Annotated in this window: 15 protein-coding genes and 2 pseudogenes; 11 read left to right on the top strand and 6 right to left on the bottom strand. The window is 38.7% G+C overall.

Annotated elements, in window-relative coordinates; translation table 11 throughout:
* Positions 1–93: 93 nt before the first annotated feature.
* The gene (locus HEQ36_RS20080) at positions 94–579 is read right to left on the bottom strand and encodes an allophycocyanin subunit alpha-B (protein WP_027403112.1); all 486 of its coding nucleotides are present in this window, start codon (positions 577–579) and stop codon (positions 94–96) included.
* Positions 580–1,434: 855 nt separating this feature from the next.
* Here HEQ36_RS20080 and rlmD point away from each other — a divergent pair.
* Positions 1,435–2,817, top strand: a complete 1,383-nt coding sequence (rlmD, locus tag HEQ36_RS20075; RefSeq protein WP_053540850.1) for a 23S rRNA (uracil(1939)-C(5))-methyltransferase RlmD — start codon at positions 1,435–1,437, stop codon at positions 2,815–2,817.
* A gap of 410 nt (positions 2,818–3,227) precedes the next feature.
* A complete protein-coding gene (locus tag HEQ36_RS20070; protein WP_027403110.1) occupies positions 3,228–3,677 on the top strand; it encodes an anti-sigma regulatory factor in 450 nt (149 codons plus the stop codon).
* A 106-nt stretch (positions 3,678–3,783) separates the two neighbouring features.
* On the opposite strand, the gene HEQ36_RS20065 is transcribed toward HEQ36_RS20070, so the two are convergent.
* Positions 3,784–4,062 (bottom strand): DUF6439 family protein, encoded by a 279-nt coding sequence (locus HEQ36_RS20065; protein WP_039204523.1) that lies wholly within the window; start codon positions 4,060–4,062, stop codon positions 3,784–3,786.
* A gap of 66 nt (positions 4,063–4,128) precedes the next feature.
* Between HEQ36_RS20065 and HEQ36_RS20060 the strand changes: the two genes are divergently transcribed.
* Together HEQ36_RS20060 and asnS are read left to right on the top strand one after the other, a co-directional pair.
* Entirely contained in the window at positions 4,129–4,473 is a 345-nt protein-coding gene (locus HEQ36_RS20060) for a hypothetical protein (RefSeq protein WP_053540851.1), read from the top strand.
* An 88-nt stretch (positions 4,474–4,561) separates the two neighbouring features.
* Complete coding sequence (asnS, locus tag HEQ36_RS20055; RefSeq protein ID WP_053540852.1) at positions 4,562–5,953, top strand: asparagine--tRNA ligase; 1,392 nt, start codon at positions 4,562–4,564, stop codon at positions 5,951–5,953.
* A gap of 99 nt (positions 5,954–6,052) precedes the next feature.
* Here asnS and HEQ36_RS20050 read toward each other — a convergent pair whose 3' ends face one another.
* Positions 6,053–7,636: a metallophosphoesterase gene (locus HEQ36_RS20050; RefSeq protein ID WP_168635851.1), complete on the bottom strand. Its 1,584-nt coding sequence runs from the start codon at positions 7,634–7,636 to the stop codon at positions 6,053–6,055.
* A 275-nt stretch (positions 7,637–7,911) separates the two neighbouring features.
* Positions 7,912–8,406: a hypothetical protein gene (locus HEQ36_RS20045; RefSeq protein WP_053540854.1), complete on the bottom strand. Its 495-nt coding sequence runs from the start codon at positions 8,404–8,406 to the stop codon at positions 7,912–7,914.
* A 269-nt stretch (positions 8,407–8,675) separates the two neighbouring features.
* On the opposite strand from HEQ36_RS20045, the gene HEQ36_RS20040 reads away from it, so the two are divergent.
* Positions 8,676–10,535 (top strand): protein kinase, encoded by a 1,860-nt coding sequence (locus tag HEQ36_RS20040; RefSeq protein WP_168635852.1) that lies wholly within the window; start codon positions 8,676–8,678, stop codon positions 10,533–10,535.
* Positions 10,536–10,714: 179 nt separating this feature from the next.
* Here the strand turns inward: HEQ36_RS20040 and HEQ36_RS20035 are convergent.
* Together HEQ36_RS20035 and HEQ36_RS20030 are read right to left on the bottom strand one after the other, a co-directional pair.
* Positions 10,715–11,675, bottom strand: a pseudogene (locus HEQ36_RS20035) (IS110 family transposase).
* Between the two features lie 427 nt (positions 11,676–12,102).
* Positions 12,103–15,348 (bottom strand): type ISP restriction/modification enzyme, encoded by a 3,246-nt coding sequence (locus HEQ36_RS20030; protein ID WP_168635853.1) that lies wholly within the window; start codon positions 15,346–15,348, stop codon positions 12,103–12,105.
* Between the two features lie 675 nt (positions 15,349–16,023).
* On the opposite strand from HEQ36_RS20030, the gene ffh reads away from it, so the two are divergent.
* The 6 genes and pseudogenes from ffh to HEQ36_RS20000 all read left to right on the top strand — a co-directional run.
* Positions 16,024–17,472, top strand: a complete 1,449-nt coding sequence (gene ffh, locus HEQ36_RS20025) for a signal recognition particle protein (RefSeq protein WP_168635854.1) — start codon at positions 16,024–16,026, stop codon at positions 17,470–17,472.
* 172 nt (positions 17,473–17,644) lie between these two features.
* Positions 17,645–18,397: a Uma2 family endonuclease gene (locus HEQ36_RS20020; RefSeq protein ID WP_168635855.1), complete on the top strand. Its 753-nt coding sequence runs from the start codon at positions 17,645–17,647 to the stop codon at positions 18,395–18,397.
* Between the two features lie 379 nt (positions 18,398–18,776).
* Entirely contained in the window at positions 18,777–19,037 is a 261-nt protein-coding gene (gene rpsP, locus HEQ36_RS20015; protein ID WP_027403099.1) for a 30S ribosomal protein S16, read from the top strand.
* A 7-nt stretch (positions 19,038–19,044) separates the two neighbouring features.
* Positions 19,045–19,431 carry a KH domain-containing protein gene (locus HEQ36_RS20010; protein ID WP_053541388.1) on the top strand — a complete coding sequence of 129 codons (387 nt, stop codon included), beginning with the start codon at positions 19,045–19,047 and terminating at the stop codon, positions 19,429–19,431.
* A 360-nt stretch (positions 19,432–19,791) separates the two neighbouring features.
* Positions 19,792–20,745 carry a PhoH family protein gene (locus HEQ36_RS20005; RefSeq protein WP_168635856.1) on the top strand — a complete coding sequence of 318 codons (954 nt, stop codon included), beginning with the start codon at positions 19,792–19,794 and terminating at the stop codon, positions 20,743–20,745.
* 97 nt (positions 20,746–20,842) lie between these two features.
* A pseudogene (locus tag HEQ36_RS20000) lies at positions 20,843–21,253 on the top strand (ChuX/HutX family heme-like substrate-binding protein); the annotation flags it as partial.
* Positions 21,254–21,322 lie beyond the last annotated feature (69 nt).

Raw genomic sequence — 21,322 nt, 5'->3', positions numbered from 1 at the left:
TTACGCCGCAGTGTACTAGTTAATAACCTGACAAATATTTGCCATAGCTACTACCAACTTTAGGGAATTCAAGACTTTTAAACAGGGTTTTGATTATGACATCGCTTGAATGATGTAATCAAAGTAAGGTGCAGTTTCCCCAGCGTCTTCTGCATTTAATAAATCCAAGGACGCTTGTTTGAGAGAGGTGATAGCTTCTACCATTCCAGGTACAGGAACGCCTAGAGAGTTGTACATTTCCCGCACACCAACCAAACCAATTTTTTCAATAGGTTCTTTGTCACCAGCAAGTACACCGTAAGTAATGAGGCGTAAGTACCAGCCAAAGTCCCGAATACACAAAGCCCGTTGTTTTTCACCGTAAGCATTACCACCGGGGGCGATAAAGTCAGGGCGTTTTTGCCAAAGTTTTTTGGTGGCTTCTTGAACGATCTTTTTCTCGTTTTCGGAAAGGGTGGCGGCGATTCTTGTGCGCTGCACACCTGTTTCCAAAAATGCTTTGATGTTTTTGAGTTCGCCACTGCTGGGGTAACGCAGTTCGTCGTCAGCTTGGAGAATAACTTGGCTAATTACAGTCATGATTATCTAAATGAACTGAAATATTTATATCTGCTAGTTTACCGACTTAAAGGGACATTCGTGAAGTGTATGGGAAGATAGAGATAAATTAATTTACAAAAAAATGGGCTAAAAGCCCCGAAATTAAAACCTACAGCAAATTGTCATCAAACCCGGAAAAAGAACCCCACCCCCAACCCCCTCCCCGCAAGCGATGAGGGGGTTAAGATGTACCTTATATGATTGGAAATCGCTGTAAAAATCCTAAATACTCTTAAATTCTAATGTTTTTTAATCCGGAAATGAAAGCCGTGTGGGGGATTTATCCCCTAGTGACTTATGGTGTTACACTATTTGTAACAGGAAAGGTAATCAACCTGTATAAAAACCTAACTACCTAACGGTAATTTGTACCTTGACAATTAGATCTATGCGTTTCTACTGCATTGTTCTAGCTTCTTCCTAGCAGTAGTTAAAAGATTTATAGGGACTAGTAGTCTGTCAACCCGAAAATGACGGGTGAAGGCAAGCAGGGGGAGAAGAGGGGCAGGGGGGGCAGGGGAGGGAAGAACAGAAGTTTTTTCCGATCATTACCCGTCAAAATAAATTTGACAGACCACTAGACAAATCAGAATTTTGAAACTTTCTCGTTTCAAGTTAAACAGGACTTGCAGTAATGCAACTACGGTCGGGCAGACCGAAAGTTAACGCTTGGGGAGAGTCCCACCTCTGGGTTAGACAACGCAAGGAATCTAGTTTAAGTGGTCTCGTCGAACCAAGAATCCCCGTGTCTTGAGACCGGGGAGTGTCAAAATTTCACATTGGGCAACTTCCGCTTCCTAGTGAGAAAGTTCCCTGTTCTCTAGCAACTGACTAATGACTAATATAATGTGGCGACAAGATGAAATTATTGAACTGGAAATTACTGATTTAAGCGACACTGGGGATGGTGTGGGACGCTTTGAACAGAGGGTGGTTTTTGTTCCTGATACTGTTCTGGGCGATCGCCTACTTGTTAAACTATTCAATGTTAAGCCAAAATATGCCTATGGTCAGGTGCAGGAATTATTGCAAGCCTCGCCTCAACGGGTGCGTCCCAGTTGTATTGTCGCTGATAAATGTGGTGGTTGTCAGTGGCAACATATTAATTATGACTACCAATTAATCGCCAAACACAATCAAGTAACTCAAGCTTTAGAAAGAATTGGCGGTTTTGTGAATCCACAGATAGATCCCGTCTTAGTAACTGCTGCATCCTTCGGCTATCGCAACAAAGTCACCTATCCTATCGGTAGGTCAGCCACAGGTCATGTCCAAGCTGGATATTATCACAAAGGTACTCATAAATTAATCAACTTGAATCAATGCCCCGTCCAAGACCAGCGATTAAATCCCCTATTAGCTGAAGTAAAATTGGATATTGAAAAGCAAGGTTGGTCAATTTATGACGAAACCCGACATAAAGGCTTAATTCGCCATTTGGGTTTACGCATTGGTCGTCGCACAGGAGAAATGCTGCTAACTTTGGTCGTCAAAGATTGGAATTTACCAGGAATTGAAACCCAAGCACAGCAATGGTTACAGCGTTATCCTGAGTTAGTTGGTGTGTCACTTAACCGCAATAGCGATCGCACAAATGCTATATTTGGATCAGAAACCCGTTGTCTAGCTGGAACCCCCCACCTCCAAGAAAAATTCGCCGGACTAGATTTTCAAATCGGACCAGATACATTTTTCCAAGTGTACACAGAAACAGCCGAAGCACTCCTAGCAGTAATTCAGTCAGAACTGAACCTACAAGGAGATGAAATCCTCATTGATGCCTATTGTGGTATAGGAACATTAACTTTACCCCTAGCCAAACAAGCACGGCACGTCACAGGGTTAGAATTGCAATCCACAGCAGTACAACAAGCAACTATCAATGCCAAAGAAAATGGAATCAATAATGTCACATTCCAAGTAGGCGCAGTAGAAAAGATTCTCCAGAATTTGGAAATTATCCCAGATGTCGTCTTACTTGATCCGCCCCGCAAAGGATGTGAAGCTAACGTTATTAAAACATTAAGAAACCTGAAACCATCTCGAATTGTTTACGTCAGTTGTAAAGTAGCCACCCTCGCCCGTGACCTCAGATTACTTTGCGAAGATGGGCTATATAAACTCACAAGAGTGCAACCTGCCGACTTTTTTCCTCAAACTGCCCATGTAGAAGCAGCCGCTTTTCTAGTCCTGTCGGAAAATGATCAGAATAGTTAATTCTTTCTAAAAATAAAAATCAGAAATTTGTACTCTAGTGGATACTCATAATGGTAAAATGGAATTACATAAAAATAGAAACTCATTTTGTTTTAAAGAAATCGAAGCTGTATAGAATCTGAAGGAAGAGATTAAATTGTGTTAAATACAAACTAGCAGCTAATCAGAGCGTCCTGCCCATTCTGTTTAAAAATAGCAATTCTTATTCATCTAGCAAATGAACGGATTGACTTTAGCAAGTTGTACATCAACAATATGAATTCTCATTCCCAGTTATCGGCCAAGAGCATTTTTATAAATTTAGTTTTACAGACTCAAGTTTGAAGGCAGCATGGCTACCTAATTTTTATCAGAATGCCTGAAAAAGCTTTCCTGATGTCTAGCTAAATAAAAGCTACGGGGTTTCTCTTGTGATTACCATTTCTCTTCGTCCAGTTGGGCGTTATTGGGGGACAATTAGTTTTGCCTCCACCCTCTATCTTTGTCCAATCCTAGATTTACTCTTGAACGATATTCCCGTAAAATTACAATCGGAACTACGACTAGGACTCCAAGAAGCCCTAGTAAATGCCGCTAAACATGGGAATAATCTTGATCCCGGCAAATTAGTCGTAGTTCAGTTCTCATTAATAAATAATCAGTATTGGTGGATTATCTCAGATCAGGGCAGCGGTTTCACACCCTCCCTCGAAGATCATAGTGATCCCGATGACTATTTACCACCAGACGAAGCAGAAAGTGGGCGGGGTATGTCCTTACTGCATCAGATTTTTGATCAAGTAAAATGGAATGGCAAAGGGACAGAACTTACCCTTTGTAAGCAAGTAGAAAGCCGTCGTTTACTATCTTTGCGAAGATAAGAGGGGGCAGGGGGCAGGGAACAGGGAACAGGGAACAGGTGACAGGGAACAGGTGCTACGCCACGGGGACAGGTGCTACGCCACGGGGACAGGGAACAGGTGAGAGCTATTTCTTTATTACCTCGCGCTGATGTCCGTGCGTGGGGCAAGGAGGGGCGGAGATTGACTTATCTAGCCAGCCTACAGCCTGTTCTAGCCTAGCCTGTGCTTCTTGGGGTTCATTTTTGACCAAAAACACCATTGCGGCGGCTGCCTGTTCACTAGCGCGAGCATTGCGATTAGACTTGAGGCGATGCCAATCATCGGGAGAGATACTCAACCGTTCCATGAGTGCCTGTGCTAGTTCTAGAGTGCTGATTTCATTTAGTTGATTAGTTTGTGACATAAGACTAAGTGCCGAGTTAAGAGTAAAAGTTATGATTTAACCATCATAGCTAATGATTAATCACCAATGACTAATTTAGAGGAAAATTCCCAGCCAGATTTTGCACAGGAATTAGAGGAAATAGAGGCTGAACTCCAATTCTTGAAAGATAGATATGCTCAAGTGCAAAAAGATCAACAACAAAAGGCACAATGGCAACAAGAATTAAAAAATTTAAAGGAAAATAGAAAGCAGACTCCAGAAATTAAAGCCGAGTTAAATCGCCTTCAAAAACAATTAGAAGTATTAGAAATCAACCTAGAAAGCCAGTTGTTTTCTTGGGTAAGTCTGAAAAGACCTTTTTGGCAAGCTATTCGTTTTGGCGGTTTAGGTGTTATTATAGGTTGGTTATTAAAATCTTGGGTTGGTTGATTTAAAAGATCCCCGACTTCTTTAAGATCCCCGACTTCTTTGAGAAGTCGGGGATCTGAAATTCTTTAAAAAATACAAATTGTAGAAAATGCTAAATCCTCGTATTGCAGAAATATTAAGAAGTGGTAAACCAGAACAAACTTTGGTAGTCCAAGGTTGGGTAAGAACAAAACGCGAATTAAAAGGATTTGCATTTTTGGAAGTTAATGATGGTTCATCTTTAGGTAATTTACAAATTGTCATTAATCAAGATTTACCAGACTATCAAGGAATATTAAAACAGATCAATACAGGTGGTTCTATAGAAGTATCAGGAGTCCTAGTAGCTTCTCAGGGTAAAGGACAAAGAATAGAATTAAAAGCAGATACAGTGAAAGTATACGGAGATGCTGATCCTGATACTTATCCTCTGCAAAAGAAACGCCATTCCTTTGAGTTTCTCCGAACCATAGCCCATTTACGTCCGCGAACTAACTCCTTTGGTGCAGTATTTCGAGTCAGAAATGCTTGCGCGATCGCTATTCACCAATTTTTTCAACAACGGGGTTTTTTATGGGTACATACTCCCATTATTACCGCCAGTGATTGTGAAGGTGCAGGTGAATTATTTAGTGTGACTAATTTCAATTTAAAGAATGTTCCCAAAACCGAAAATCAAGAAATTGACTATAGCCAAGACTTCTTTAGTAAACCTGCATATTTAACAGTTAGTGGCCAATTAGAAGCCGAAATTATGGCTATGGCTTTTACGAATGTCTACACCTTTGGTCCCACATTCCGGGCTGAAAATTCTAATACTTCTCGTCACTTAGCCGAATTTTGGATGGTTGAACCAGAAATGGCTTTTTGTGATTTAGAAGGTGATATGGATGTAGCTGAGGAGTTTCTCAAACACATTTTTAAATATGTGATGGAAACCTGTCCCGAAGACATGGAATTTTTTAATGAACGGATTGATAATACTGTTTTAGAAACTGCCAATAATATTATTAACAATCAGTTTGCACGATTGACTTATACAGAAGCAGTCAAACTTTTAGAAAAAGCTGATGTTAAGTTTGATTACCCTGTGAGTTGGGGTGCAGATTTACAATCAGAACATGAACGCTATTTAGCTGAACAATTGTTCAAAAAGCCGGTCATTGTTACAGATTATCCTGCCCAAATTAAAGCTTTTTATATGCGGTTGAGTGATGATGAAAAAACCGTCCGGGCTATGGATATTCTCGCACCGAAAATAGGCGAAATTATTGGTGGTTCACAACGGGAAGAAAGACTTGATGTTTTAGAAAAACGGGTATTAGCACAGGGTATGAAACCAGAGGATTTGTGGTGGTATTTAGATTTACGTCGTTATGGTACTGTTCCCCACGCTGGTTTCGGTTTGGGGTTTGAAAGATTGGTGCAATTTATGACGGGCATGGGAAATATTCGGGATGTCATTCCGTTTCCTCGCACACCACAAAGCGCGGATTTTTAATTATTTTAACGTGAATTCATTGAACCTCACCCCAACCCCTCTCCGACGCGGAGAGGGGCATATTGGTTTGTTTTTAGCAAATTTTTGGCTATCTATTTTCTATCCTCCTGCATTATAAATTATCCAAGGTTTTAATTGGCGATCGCACCATTTACCCGCAACTAACTCTGTCACTAAAGGTGTAATCATAAATTTAGCTGGAAAACCCCCCAATACATCCACTCGCACACAAGAATAAGGCTGTTTACTCTCAAAACCACTCCCACTCCGTCCCACATACAACAGCGAATCAGCAACCTTACGAATGGCAAGATCCCCATTATTATTGAAAGTTTCCAGCAATTCTCCTCCTTCTTGACGTTGACGACGAAGACGACGACCACTACCACCGGCAATAATATAATTAATATAAGAATCTGCGTGTCCTGTATTAACAGTTTGCAAATGCTCAAAACAATGTGCGTGTCCGCTGAATATTATATCTACTATTGGGCGTTTCTGAGTTATATTACCTAAACTTGTCGCCACCTCATCAAAAACATCCCGTAACCGATGACGAACCGCTAAAGTTTGCCTTTGATTCCATTTACTACCTTCCGTCACATAAGGTGGATGATGGAAAAATATTACCCGTCCTCTAACTGCGTCATTCTGCCAAGATGCAATTAACTTTTCTTTTAACCAAGTCAATTGTTCAAAATCAACATTAGTATTTGTATGAGAATCTAATTGCTTTTCAATATCAATTTTCACTTCATTGATTTGGTCTAATTTTGCCCCAAGTTCAGCCAATAATTCCGCGTCATCAGACTTTTCAGGATTGAGTTTGTCACATTCCGTCAAAATCCGTAATTCTTCCTTGTCAATTTCCTGACGACGTTGCCCTAATTCCCGACGGAAATCATCCCCAGCTTGGTTATGAGGTAAAGGATCTGGAGTATTGAAAGTGTTAGAATCTAAGGCAAAAAAGTCAATACCACCGTAACAAAAATTATAGTAGCGATTAGGTAAACGAGTAAAATTTCCTGGCTGATAACGCAAACATTTACCCGTACCAGTTTTAGCGTTGTAATGCTGTTTTAAATATTCTTCTAAGTTAGTTGGAGAAACTGCCGCCAAATAATCTAAAAATGCTCTAGCATAAGCATCACCTTGATTTGAACCATGCCAACCAATCTCAATATCTTTATAACGCAACATCCGCCGCAAAGGCAAAGTTGGACCAGTTAACAACCGATAGAGTAAAGGCACATCATAGTAATCATGATTACCCAGCACTGGTAAAATCGGCAGCTTAAATACCATCTGATCATAAGCGATATCTTGAGGCTGATGACCACCAACCAAAAATTCCCGATAAGGTTCAATAAAATTGGCTGGGTAATATTCACGAGAACCCACCATATAAATCACATCACCAGTGTGCAGCACAAAGCGGCAATCATTACCATGATTTACCATCATTTTGGCAACTTCCCGTTGGGGATGGTGTCCAGAATAGGACTTAGTGCCAGTATCACCCATCACCATAAACGAAAAATCTGGACTTTCTGAGTTGCCATCATCTATCACCATGCAGGTTTGGTCAATTCCCTGCTGTAAAATACTCGAATGCTGCCAGCGCACCCGTTGTTTCATCTTTTGAATTTTGACAGAAATCGGTGGTTCAGAAATCAATTTCATAGGAAATAATATTGTCAGAAATGGCTAACGCCACGCTACGCTATCAGGATATCCAGGATTTAAGGATTAACAGGATTACGGTTTAAAGGCGTTGCTGAATCGAGGTATTAAATTCCCAAATTGAACCTTTAAAACTCAAACCTCAGTGCGTCTACTCTTCGAGATCACGAAGCGTGATTGCGCCTTTGCGTGAGACTAAAATTCATACCCTTAATCAGCAACGCCCGGTTTAAATTAGTCCGCGTAGGCGGACTTTGTTTGTGTAGCTGCGACTTCTAGTCGCCTAATATTGATAAACTAGCGAAAACCTGTTTCACCAATTGCTGAGTTTTATTTTCTAATTGTTGCCAATCCACATCCCCATATTCATCAATTAAGCTAGTATCAATATTAACTGCTGTATTCTCTGGACTATAATTCAGAAAACATAATTGATAACACAAATCCCACAAATCTAGATTGACTTGTTGTCCATTACGTTGTAAAAGCAAATGATATCCTGCATGGGGCATAGGTAAACTCGCCAGAGTTTTTCTAATTTCCTCCGCTTGTATGGGTGTTGCGGTTTCTATTTCTTGTACCAACTGAGTTACCAAGGCTTTGGTTTCATCAGGGGTATTAGCAGGCCAAGTTAATACATCTTGATAAGTGCCTTGCCAATCAGATATATCCAACTGCTTGCGAAGATTATCAATCACACGAATGAACGCAGGTTGCATCAAGATTTCAGCTTGTTGCCATGAGGTAGAATTAGTTATCTTAGGTGGCATAGCTAGTCAATAGGGATACTGATCGTAAAATTAACAATTTGGTTCAATAAAAAAACTATACTTCATAGCGATCGCCAAAGTAGTTAAGCTGTCAGGCATTTAAATTGCTGGTTGAGACGAGGGAATTTTTCTTCTGTTTTCTTTCCTCTTTACTCCTGACTGCTGACATAATTTAAATCTTTTCTCAAGATACCTGATTTTAGAAAGAGAAATTTGGAGATATTGACTACTAGCGGGAAAATTAAGCTGTAAAGCTGGGGAGGGAAATTATGATAGGCAAATTACTAGATCATCGCTACCAAGTCATTCGCGTCTTGGCGACAGGGGGATTTGGTCAAACCTATATTGCCCAAGATACCAGACGGCCAGGCAATCCCATCTGCGTGGTTAAACACCTGAAACCAGCTAATTCTGACCCTAACATCTTTGTTACTGCTAAACGCCTGTTTAATAGCGAAGCAGAAACGTTAGAAAAATTGAGTAACCATGACCAAATACCCAGACTTCTTGCCTATTTTGACGAAAATAAGGAATTCTTTCTAGTTCAAGAATTTATTGACGGTCATACTCTCAATGAAGAACTTATCCCTGGACAGCCTTGGAGTGAAGCCCAAGTCATGCAAATGCTGCTGGAAATCTTGAGTATTTTAGAGTTTGTTCACCAGGAAGGTGTGATTCACCGCGACATTAAGCCAGATAATATTATTCGCCGTGCGGCTGATTATAAATTAGTTTTAGTAGATTTTGGTGCAGTTAAACAATTGCGTTGGCCTTGCCCGCCGCAGGCATCGCCCTTGGTTATGGTCGGCGGACAGCAAACAGCTACAGTAGCCATTGGCACACCTGGCTATATGCCGACAGAACAGGGACAAGGTAAACCCCGTCCTAATAGTGATATTTACGCTTTAGGGATTATCGCCATTCAGGCATTAACAGGAGTCCCAGCTAGTCAATTACAAGAAGATCCAGATACAGGGGAAATTAACTGGCAACATTTAATTCCTGTGAATCCTGGTCTAGTCGCAATTTTAACGAAAATGGTACGTTACCATTTCAAAGAACGTTATCAAACAGCAACGGAAGCTTTACAAGCTTGTCAAGAGTTGGTAAATATCACCCCCGAACTTGCCCAACCTTCCGTATCTCCTCAAATTATTTATCAGTCTCCGCAAAATCTAGCTTCAAGATTTACACAGAAAACAATGGCGGTTTCGCCCGCTAATCATGTTCCTGTTCAACCTGCACCTCAACAATATATTCCCCAAGAATCTAATAAACCAGATCCTTTACCTTTATTAATTGGCATATTATTAGTTGGTAGTGTAGCCGCTTTATTTACAAATGTATATCCCAATTTTAAGAGTTTAACTGGTAATCCAACGGGAGAAAAAACCAAATTAACAAATAACTGTATGGCTGTAGTTGCGGCTAATTCTAATATCCGTTCTGAACCCAGTGCCATCAATTCTGATAATATTTTGAAAACCTTGGGTGTAGCCAGTGAATTTGAGGTGACAGGTAAACGCACAAATCGAGGTTGGGTAGAAATTAAACTGTCATCTGGACGTTTAGCATGGGCGCATTCTGATATTATTGCTAATAACGAAACATGGATTTCTTGCCGTCGAGATAAAGGTTTGGCTATTCAAACTGTAGATGATAGTCCTTTAATTGCATCTCGTCCAGTTCCTCAAGTTTCCGCCAAATCTGCGGTAGAAACTCCCACTCCTGAATCATCTCCACCAGCCATCGAAGATAAGACAAAAACGGTAGCAAAAGCTCGACAAAAGTTTGAATCAGGAGATTTACAAGGAGCAATTTCTCTTTTAAAATCAACTTCGGGCAATGCTGTTTCTGGGATTAAAGACACAGTTGATACTGTTAATCAATGGCAGAGTGATTGGGCAAAAGCCGAAGCGTTAGCTAAAGATATTAATAAAGCTATTGATAATGGTCAATGGGATGAGGTTTTAGCTTATCGAGATCATCCAGAAAAGCTACCTAATATTAAATACTGGCGTGATAAATTAGAACCAATGTTTAAACAAGCTGCTGATAATGCCGCTAAACAAGTATTACCCCAAGAAAATAAACCAACTCCTTCAGCAACACCAAAAGATGGGGTTTAAAACACTAGATTATAATGTAGCGACTGTCTTGATTGTCAAGCGATCGTTAAGGAAAAATTTAAAGTCTAGGAAAAAAGTCAGAAAATAGAGGAGAAAAACAGAACAGAACAAAACAGGTAAATTATAGATTGCCATAAATTACCAAACTAGATTGGAGGTATAAAAACGACAGTAGAACTTTATGCAGAAATTGGTTGTGAGTCTTGAGAAATAGACCAAGGAAGATGATCTCGAATCATCGCATTTAAAATAACTAACATTTTATGAACGCAAGCAGTAATGGCCAATTTTTTGGGTTTACCACGTTCAACCAAGCGCTCATAAAAAGTTTTGATAACAGGATTATGACGCATGGCAACAACAGCACCCATATAAAGAATGGCACGAACATGGGCGCGACCACCATTAATCATGCGCTTACCTTTGTGCTGACCACTATCATGATTAATTGGTGCAACACCAACTAAGCGAGAGATTTGTTTGGCAGTTAATTGACCTAATTCTGGTAAGTCAGAAACTAAAGTGGTAGAAATTACTTGACCAATGCCAGGAGTAGTTTTGAGTAGATTGACTTTATCAATCCATTGTTGATTATTTTGGGTCAACGTCTCAATTTCTTGATTGAGTTGTTGAAGATGTTGCTCAAGATAATCAATATGGGATTCAATATCTGTCAAAGCTTTACCACGAGCGCGGTCACGGCGATTCTTTTCCGCTGTAGACATTTCTACTAATTGTCTTCGGCGACTAATTAATTCGCCTAATTGACGTGACATTTCACAATCAAAATGCTAACACCTCCGGTTTCATTGCTTCACCGAAATGCGCCAAAATCTGTGCATCAATGGCATCGGTTTTGGCTAACTTACCTGTAGCTTTAGCAAAGTCTCTTCCCTGACGAGGATTGATTAATGCTACTGGTAAAAGAGCCGCTTGCAATTGAATGATTAATTCTGTTTCTAGTCCTCCTGTTGCTTCCAGTACGATTAGGTTTAAATCGTTAGATTGAAGTTGCTTAACTAGATTAGCTATTTCTGTTTCAGTATTAGCAAATTGAAATGCTTTACCCATTGGACGGATATAAACATCAAGTGTTGCTTTACTTACGTCAATGCCTACCCATTGGGAGATATAATCCATTTTTAACTCTCCAATTTCAATTACTTCTTTTTAATTTGTTTTGTTTTTATTCATCCCCTTGATTTCACTCATCCTTGCACGATACGGGCTATATTATCTATGTCTTTGTTCATAGTTTTTACCCCAGGCGACTGTTCGAGTTCTGTCATGGAGATTGTTGTGGTGATCCTTGCTACAAAGCGGTCTTTTCTGACCCAGGTTGGGACGGTCTACCACTTCTTCTAACATACCTCTAAGATACAAGGTTGGGTTGACGCAAGGAAACCCAACATGATGAAATCAAAAATGATTATAGCAGTATGCTCGTGAGTGAGATACAATCAGCAAATCGCAAAGTCTGTAGGGGCGCAGGGTCTGCGCCCTCAATTATATTGCATCCTACCGATAACCGCTATAATTAGTGGTGCAAAATAAATTATATACTTCATCACTCTATGGGAAACCCAGGAATAATTATATCAATTTCCTGCATTAGTTGTAAAGTTTCTGTTAAAGCAATGACAATTTTTTGATAATGGTTAATTTCCTCTGGAGATAATTCTCGCTTGGCGTTTTTTCTGTCTTTTAGCCATTTATCTAATACTTGATATCCACCAATCTTAAATTCCCAGATATGTGGGGGAATATCGGTAAAATAACTTTGTTTATTTATATAAACCCTTTGCAATTCTGAATTATAAGTAACTTCACTAACTTGATTATCTCCTATTTGTTGATAGGTTGTAATTAAATTATTGAGTATATCCGATTTCATTAAATGTAAATTAACTAATTCCTCTCCTTTAATAGCTAATTCGTTAAATAGGTTTTCGTTACTGGTTAGGGGAAGACGGGGAAAATCAATCTTGAGAAATTCAGCGTAGCGAGTGCGATAAGTGGGACTATGAAATATTGCATAAGCATAGTAAAATATTTGTTCTGGAGTTGGTGTTTTACCCAGTTTTTCTTTGATAGCTTCTAAGAATTTTGGAGATAAATTAGGAGTTTTTTCTAGGAAAAGGTTAGTTTGTTTATTTTCTGTATTTGGATATGTGTAAAGTGGGAAATAGTAACTTCGTTCTCTTGAATTAATTGATATACTATTACCGTCTCCTATATCTTCAGCAACAAAACAATGTTGAAAACCTATTTCTTTTTGCTGACGACATAAAATTAATGCTAAATTATTAAATTGTAAATTCCTCATAACTTCTTGTTTTGTCAATTCCACAATATCTTTATGATGATAATAAAATCTTTTATCAAACGGACGATATAAATATGTAGTAAAATAACTCTCCCAGGTTAAATTTTTACTTAGGGACAATCTTTTTAGAGAAAGTTTCCAATCACGAGTATCTTTTAGATCATATATCGTAGATATTTGTTCATCTGTGATTTGTAAATTTATAAAGTCCTCTATTCTTTTACGAAGTTGATCTAAATCAAAATCTATAACAAAATGATCTCGATGAGTTGTAACTCCTGTTGAATTTACAGGAAAAATATCTGTAACATTCCAACCTTGATTATATTCCGTTGCTAAATCAAAATTTTTCGGTGCAAAAAAGTAATTAGGTGCAGTTGGTTGTAACTCTATCCAATCAACATTATCTAAACTTGCAGACTCTAAAAAATTATATTTATCCTCACGATTTCCCCATAAATCATAATATAACACCTTAGCCATTTCCTTAATCCTATCTCTAGATTTATAAGCAGTAGAACCATAATCAGGTTTACTTTTTTCTCGCACAGCAATTAAAATAGCTACACCTTGTTGAATATCAAAAACATTTTGATCAATATTACCATCTGGAGTAGTTTCTTTTAATAAAGAATTACCATGTAAATCCATAATATATAAAGTGTCAAAATACTTTAATAATTCTTCTCTCATTCCCCGATGAACTAACCCATTAAGATAGGAATGATTAGTAATAAAACCAATAATACCCGCATTGTGACTATTATTTTCTATTTGATATTGAGCAAATCTAATAAATTTAATATAATCATCATCCAAAGGTTGAATATTTTTCTCACCTTCTAATCTTACCCTACCTTTATATAATTCTAAAAGTTCGCCAATGTGGGTTAATTCCGTAATAGTTTTACCTACTTTACCAGTTTTATAAATTCTATTCCACACTGAACCAGTATATTCCACATCTGCTAAATATTTTTCATCTTGATTTAAGATTCTTTTCCGTTTACTAGTATTTTGAGAACTGACAGAATAGGGGGGATTCCCTAATACTACAGTAATGGGAATTTCTGTTTTCACTTTTGCTGCTTGACTTGATTCTTCCGCAATAATTTGGGTAATACCAGGAATTAAATCACCTTGTTTTATTCCTTCTTCTAACGTATTGGTTAAATAAACCTTTAATCTTTCTTCTGGTGCAAATTTATAATCTAAGTCTCCTAATAACAAACCTAATTTTAAGTGTGCTATAGTATAAGAAGTCATCAATAATTCAAATCCAAACAAGCGGTTTAAAAGTTTTGCATCTCTTAAAAAACTATTCCATTTATCAACACCATATTTAGCAACATTATCACGAATTTGTTTAATAACTGCATATAAAAAAGTTCCTGTTCCGGTTGCGGGGTCAAGAATTGTTACTTTGCGATTTCCTAAACCGTATTGTAAATCAAAAATTTCCTCATTTACTAAAAGTTCATTAACAGAACGAACAATAAAATTAACCACAGGTTCAGGAGTATAATAAACTCCTCTACTTTTTCTTAATGATGCTTGATAAGCTGCTAAAAATGTTTCATAAAAGTGAATAACTGGGTCTTCTGTGCGGGTTTCTTGACCAAAATTTTCTAAAATATTGGTCATGTCTATGTTGTTGAATAAATCTATTAAATTTTCAGTTGATTTGTGAATTTTACTAACACTATTAGTTCCTAAAACTAAATCAAATAAGCCTTTCAAAAAGGGGATTCTATCACTAATATAAATACTTGCTGTTGTGCGGTTAAATGTAAATTCTCCAGGGTTTTGTGCATGACCAATTTTTGCGGTAAATAACCCATAAGCAATAGTTTGGGCGTACATATCGGCAAATTTATCATTATCTATATCTAACAATAGTAATTTTTTAAAGGTTTCTTTTAACTGACTTAATTCTTCGTTATGATCTTCTATTAATAAAGATAATTCAATGGCATTTCTAATAGTTTTAGTATAAGCAGCCATCTCTTTAGCTAAATCATAATAATTATTAATATCTTTAGCTTTTTGATTCAGAAATGATTGTAATAATTCTGTGATAGGTGTTAAATCATCAACTAGAGTAATTTCTCCTTGTTCTAAAGTAGCTAGTTCAGCGATTTTTTCACATTCTCCATTAACATACCAACGGAATTGTAGATAATTAGTTAAAATGAAGTTATAACCTATATTTGATTCTAAATAACGTTTAATTTGCTGTTCATTTTGTTTATCTAATTTAGTAATGTTGATATTAATATCTTTAGCTTCTATATATCCCACAACGCGCTCATTTTTTCTGATAGTTAAATCAGGTATTCCTGCTTGATTACCTTTTTCCTCTACTATGGTATTAATGCCAATTTCTAAACCTTCTATTAAACCTTGTAAACTGGAGTAGTGACTACGTTCTCCACCATGTTTAATATTTTTTTGTAGGTTTTGGATGTAGTTATTAAAGTTAAACATAGTTGTTATTTTTTAGATTATTGAGTGTTCAGAATAGCATATATTTGTTCATTTCGCATTGATAAAAATAAAATTTTATTAGTCTTAGTAAAAAATTACAATTATAGATTTTAGGTAAGAATGCAGCTATAGCGATCATTCATGGACAGATCCCCGACTTCTTTAAGAAGTCGGGGATCTATAATTTGGGATTTACCACTTTTATATAAACCAGAACTTAGGGAACACCAAAAAATAAATTACCCAATTTTGTGGGATGGGCATCCTGCCTGTCCTTGATGATTAGCAGGCTTTTCGGCCCGCACCACAAGAAATTTTTGGGTATTTTTTTAATTGGAAGTCCCTTAGGCAAAATACCTCTAAAACTCTCTTTATCTTCGTGTCCTTCATACCTTCGTGCCTTCGTGGTTCATTCTTTCGTAACTTGTGGGTAAGTCCTATTGGTCAAACTTACCCAAAAATCCCTGTTAAATCTCCTTTCTCCGTGTTCTCTGTGTCCTCTGTGGTTCGTTTTTCCTTTCCTACTACGTAAGAAAAAACCTATTACCAACTAAAACACCTTCAAAATTACGGTTTACCAGATTCATCAGTTGCTAGACTCAGATAAGCTAGTAAAGAAGATCCTTAAAAACTGAGTAAATATTCCCAACAGACGAACTACGTTGTAACTGAAATATGTTTGATGCACTATCTGACCGTTTAGAATCCGCCTGGAAAAAACTGCGAGGACAGGATAAAATCTCCCAATCCAATATACAAGACGCTTTACGGGAAGTGCGTCGGGCTTTGTTGGAAGCAGATGTTAATCTCCAGGTAGTCAAAGATTTTATTAGCGAAGTTGAAACCAAGGCACAAGGGGCTGAAGTTATCGCTGGTGTACGTCCTGACCAACAATTCATCAAAATTGTTCATGATGAATTAGTGCAGGTGATGGGGGAAGAAAATGTTCCCCTCGCAGAAGTTCCAGGTAAGACCACCGTTGTTCTTATGGCTGGTTTACAAGGGACAGGGAAAACCACAGCTACTGCTAAATTAGCTTTGCATTTACGAAAACAAGATCGTAGTTGTCTGCTAGTGGCTACAGATATATATCGTCCCGCAGCTATTGACCAGTTAATTACCCTTGGTAAGCAAATTGATGTCCCAGTATTTGAACTGGGAATTGAAGCAGACCCCGTAGAAATAGCCCGTCAAGGTGTGGAACGTGCCAGAGCCGAAGGCATAAATACAGTAATTATTGATACTGCCGGACGCTTACAAATTGACGAAGATATGATGGCGGAATTAGCCCGCATCAAAGAAATAGTCCAGCCCGATGAAACCCTGTTAGTTGTGGATGCAATGACCGGGCAAGAGGCGGCAAATCTCACGCGCACCTTCCATGATAAAATCGGTATTACTGGGGCAATCCTGACCAAAATGGATGGGGATAGCCGAGGTGGCGCGGCGTTGTCTGTGCGGCAAATTTCCGGTGCGCCGATTAAATTTGTGGGTGTAGGGGAAAAAGTCGAGGCTCTACAACCGTTTTATCCTGACCGGATGGCTTCGCGGATTTTGGGTATGGGGGATGTTCTCACCTTAGTTGAAAAAGCCCAAGAAGAGATAGATTTGGCAGATGCGGAGCAAATGCAGGAGAAAATCCTGTCAGCGAAATTTGATTTTACTGACTTTCTCAAGCAAATGCGGTTGTTGAAAAACATGGGTTCTTTGGGCGGAATTATGAAGATGATTCCGGGCATGAACAAGCTTTCTGATGACCAGTTAAAGCATGGAGAAACCCAGCTAAAACGCTGTGAAGCCATGATTAATTCCATGACGGGCAAAGAACGCCGTGATCCAGATTTATTATCGAGTTCTCCCAGTCGCCGTCGCCGCATAGCTTCTGGTTCTGGGTACAGAGAAGCGGATGTGAGTAAACTGGTAGCAGATTTCCAAAAAATGCGATCGCTCATGCAGCAAATGGGACAAGGTGGTATACCAGGAATGCCAGGAATGTTTGGTGGTGGTAATCCCTTAGCCGCAGGTGGTAATCGCCCCTCAGCCGGCTGGCGTGGCTACCCCGGTGGCGCACCACCAGCGAAGAAAAAGAAGGAGAAAAAGAAAAAAGGTTTTGGGACTCTTTAGAATTTAAGCACAAAATCCCGAATTTCTTCCATAAATTCGGGATTTGCCAAATGCAATAATTATGGTGTTTGTTCAGGGTCTATCGCAAATCACTATAATTGTTAATATATTCATCAGTGCCACTGCTTGTGTTCAAAACTTTATTTACCTTTGGTAAAATGGAGATTCAGATATGGTACAGCAACTTATACCACCAGAAATCAAACCAGAAATCAAACCAGAAATCATCTACCCTGATAGTGATGGCAACCCTATGTCTGATAATACTAAACAATATGAATGGATTGTTAAAATTAAGGAAAATTTAGAAATATTATTCGCCCCAAACAATGATGTATTTATAGCTGGTGATTTACTTTGGTATCCTGTAGAAGGAAGTGTAAAAACCCGACAAGCACCTGATGTCATGGTAGTGTTTGGAAGACCCAAAGGTGATAGAGGTTCTTATAAACAATGGCAAGAAAATAATATTCCTCCCCAAGTGGTATTTGAAATCCTATCTCCGGGAAATAGCACCAAAGAAATGGCCAAAAAAATCCTCTTTTATCAGCGTTATGGGGTAGAAGAGTATTATATATACAATCCAGACACAATTGAATTAACAGGATTTATTCTTGAACAAGAATGTTTAGAGGCAATTGAGGATATTAATAATTGGGTCAGCCCGCGTTTAGACATACGTTTTAAACTCACAGCAGATAACTTAGAAATTTATTATCCTCATGGCGCTAAGTTTCTCACATCTGTGGAATTAAATCAACGTGTCGAACAAGAACAACAACGTGCCGACCAGGAACAACAACGTGCCGACCAAGAACAACAACGTGCCGACCAAGAACAACAACGTGCTGAACAAGAACACAAAAATTATCAAGACCTATTAGCAAAATTAGCAGCTAAAGGTATTGATATCAATAATCTCTAAAAAGGTGTTTTTGTTTACCATTGATGTTAGTAACAGAATTCCTGTGACTTTAGGTCAAGTTCGCTCTTGGTCTGTGCGGAAATAAGCACGTAGTCTATGCTCTAATCAATAATTTATCGAAATTGTTTATAATGAGTTAGTGCAGGTAATGGAGGAAAGATTGAGGTACTACAACTGTTTTATCCCGAAACGACGGGAACAGGGAATGAAGAGAATATCTTTCCAACTGACAACTAAACTAATAGCCATTCACGGCTAGAAAGTGCTAAAATTAGCATTTCAGTGTTGGAAGTTGTGAAGGCGGGTATAATATCCCCATCACTTCCCTATCAATCAGTTACAAACTCACTCACTAGGAACAGGAGAAACAGTTCTCAACATGATCAAATTGCGTTTAAAAAGATTTGGCAAAAAGCGCGAAGCAAGTTACCGGATTGTTGCTATTAACAATCTTGCCCGTCGTGACGGTCGCCCCCTAGAAGAACTAGGATTTTATAACCCCAGAACTGATGAAGTAAAATTAGATATTCCTGGTATTGTTAAGCGACTGCAACAAGGCGCTCAACCTACCGATACAGTTCGTCGTATCCTCGTAAAAGCTAACGTTTTTGAACAGGTCAGTGCAACAGCCGCATCATAGTCTTGAGATTAAATCCCTAACAACCAATCCCAATTATGTGGGGCTGGTGAAGTTTCTTGTGCAACCGTTTTTAGAATCTCCAGAATCTTTAAGCGTTGATTGTGAAATGTCTCAAACCCTTAAGCGGGCTTGGGTTCGCATTGCTTTTAACAGCATAGATAAAGAAAAAGTGTTTGGTCGGGGGGGACGAAATATCCAGGCAATTCGCACTGTAATTTCCGCAGCAGCAGAACTAGCTGGGCAATCAGTATACCTGGATATTTACGGCGGCAGTTCCCACAGTCGAGATAGTATGTCTTTTGATGAAGACCAGGAAGAGCGGATACTACCACCCAAGTCGAAAGAAAGAGAGAGCAATATTCCCAAACCTGTTGTTAAACCACGTTTACGCTAGATCATAACTGGTCAGTTTAAATGGTTGATTACAGATTATTTTCTGGGAAAGATGGAGAAAGGGGACAACAAAATTGTCAAGTCTTGGCGAATATTTCCGTGTTCACTGCGGATTTACCAGCCAAGAATTAACAAATGTTGTCAGCCTATTTTCCAATATTTTAAGAGGAGTCAGGAGTCAGGAGTCAGGAGGAAGAAAGAAAATAAGAAAGAAGAATGTAGAACCTGCTGATAAATTGTTCGAGTTTTAGTTTTATTTAATAAGCCTTAATTGAGAGAAAATTATAGAATTTTCAATTTACATTTAATAGGAAAATATTAATTTTGTTAAAAACCACCTTTTACCCAATTCAGCAATAATATGGCAGATGATTCCATAATTCAACTGCCTAGTATGTCCAGTGCGATCGCTCTAGCTGGTTATGGTGAGGCAAATATCAAGTTTTTATGCCAACAAACAGGGGCTAACTTAGTCCTCCGGGGGCAAGAATTATTAATTTCGGGAACACCCAAACAGGTAGAATTAGCAAAGCGGTTAGTGCGATCGCTCGAAAATTTGTGGAGTAAAGGTAATAATATCTCTAGCGCCGATATTCTCACAGCCCGTCAAGCCCTCGATACAAATACAGAAGACCAACTCCAAGACCTACAACGGGATATCCTCGCCAAAACTCGCCGGGGTTTTGAAATTCGCGCCAAAACCTTTCACCAACGCCAATATATAGACGCACTTCGTAGACGTGATTTAACCTTTTGTATTGGTCCTGCGGGAACAGGGAAAACCTATCTCGCTGTAGTTATGGCAGTCCAAGCCCTACTCAGTAATCAATTTGAACGGCTGATTTTAACCCGTCCCGCAGTCGAAGCAGGAGAAAAACTCGGCTTTTTACCAGGAGACCTACAGCAAAAAGTCAACCCCTATTTACGTCCCCTGTATGATGCCATAAATGAATTCATAGACCCCGAAAAAGTCCCCAACCTAATCGAACGGGAAATCATCGAAGTCGCACCACTAGCTTATATGCGAGGACGGACATTAAATAACGCCTTTATCATCGTTGACGAAGCCCAGAATACCACACCGGCGCAAATGAAAATGGTTTTAACCCGATTGGGTTTTAACTCCCGCATGGTAATCACAGGTGACATCACCCAAACCGATTTACCACCCCATCAAAAATCAGGTTTAGATGTAGCCTTACAGATTCTCAGAAATGTGGAAGGAATCGCCATTTGCGAATTTTCTCAAAAAGACGTTGTTCGTCATCCCTTAGTGCAGCGGATTGTTGCTGCTTATGAAAAATACGAAACGTAGGGGCGCAGGGTCTGCGCCCTCTTGCCTTCTGGATTGTATTAGATCCAAAAAAACGCTATAAATCTGAAATTGAACACTAACAACTAAAAAATCAACACCTATGAGTACAACATTGAAAGAATTTTTAGAAGCTTGTGAAACCTTGGGAACTTTGCGCTTAATTGTCACCAGCAGCGCCGCTGTTTTAGAAGCTAGAGGAAAAATAGAAAAGCTATTTTACGCCGAATTACCAAAAGGTAAATATGCGAATATGCACACCGAAGGCTTTGAATTTCATTTGAATATGGATATGATTCAACAAGTGAAATTTGAAACAGGTGAAGCCAAAAGAGGAAATTTTACAACCTATGCGATTCGGTTTTTAGATGCAGAAGAAAAACCTGCATTAAGCCTCTTTTTACAATGGGGTAAACCCGGAGAATACGAACCAGGACAAGTAGAAGCTTGGCAACTTTTAAAGGAAAAATATGGAGAAATTTGGCAACCTTTAGCCCTAGAAGCCTTGTAAATTCATAAGATTCAGATCCCCGACTTCTTTGAGAAGTTGGGGATATTTAGAGGGTGTTTGAAAAGTTAT

Origin of the sequence: Anabaena sp. 54 (genome assembly GCF_017355725.1) — a bacterium.
Classification (GTDB): Bacteria; Cyanobacteriota; Cyanobacteriia; order Cyanobacteriales; family Nostocaceae; genus Dolichospermum; species Dolichospermum heterosporum.
The sequence above is the reverse complement of the archived record's forward strand: the minus strand, read 5'-3'. Positions and strand labels throughout refer to the sequence as shown.

Excerpts from the sequence above, each read along its gene's own strand:
- HEQ36_RS20080 (WP_027403112.1), bottom strand. The coding sequence starts at position 579 with ATGACTGTAATTAGCCAAGTTATTCTCCAAGCTGACGACGAACTGCGT.
- rlmD (WP_053540850.1), top strand. The coding sequence starts at position 1,435 with ATGACTAATATAATGTGGCGACAAGATGAAATTATTGAACTGGAAATT.
- HEQ36_RS20065 (WP_039204523.1), bottom strand. The coding sequence starts at position 4,062 with ATGTCACAAACTAATCAACTAAATGAAATCAGCACTCTAGAACTAGCA.
- HEQ36_RS20060 (WP_053540851.1), top strand. The coding sequence starts at position 4,129 with ATGACTAATTTAGAGGAAAATTCCCAGCCAGATTTTGCACAGGAATTA.
- asnS (WP_053540852.1), top strand. The coding sequence starts at position 4,562 with ATGCTAAATCCTCGTATTGCAGAAATATTAAGAAGTGGTAAACCAGAA.
- HEQ36_RS20050 (WP_168635851.1), bottom strand. The coding sequence starts at position 7,636 with ATGAAATTGATTTCTGAACCACCGATTTCTGTCAAAATTCAAAAGATG.
- HEQ36_RS20045 (WP_053540854.1), bottom strand. The coding sequence starts at position 8,406 with ATGCCACCTAAGATAACTAATTCTACCTCATGGCAACAAGCTGAAATC.
- HEQ36_RS20040 (WP_168635852.1), top strand. The coding sequence starts at position 8,676 with ATGATAGGCAAATTACTAGATCATCGCTACCAAGTCATTCGCGTCTTG.
- HEQ36_RS20030 (WP_168635853.1), bottom strand. The coding sequence starts at position 15,348 with ATGTTTAACTTTAATAACTACATCCAAAACCTACAAAAAAATATTAAA.
- ffh (WP_168635854.1), top strand. The coding sequence starts at position 16,024 with ATGTTTGATGCACTATCTGACCGTTTAGAATCCGCCTGGAAAAAACTG.
- HEQ36_RS20020 (WP_168635855.1), top strand. The coding sequence starts at position 17,645 with ATGGTACAGCAACTTATACCACCAGAAATCAAACCAGAAATCAAACCA.
- rpsP (WP_027403099.1), top strand. The coding sequence starts at position 18,777 with ATGATCAAATTGCGTTTAAAAAGATTTGGCAAAAAGCGCGAAGCAAGT.
- HEQ36_RS20005 (WP_168635856.1), top strand. The coding sequence starts at position 19,792 with ATGGCAGATGATTCCATAATTCAACTGCCTAGTATGTCCAGTGCGATC.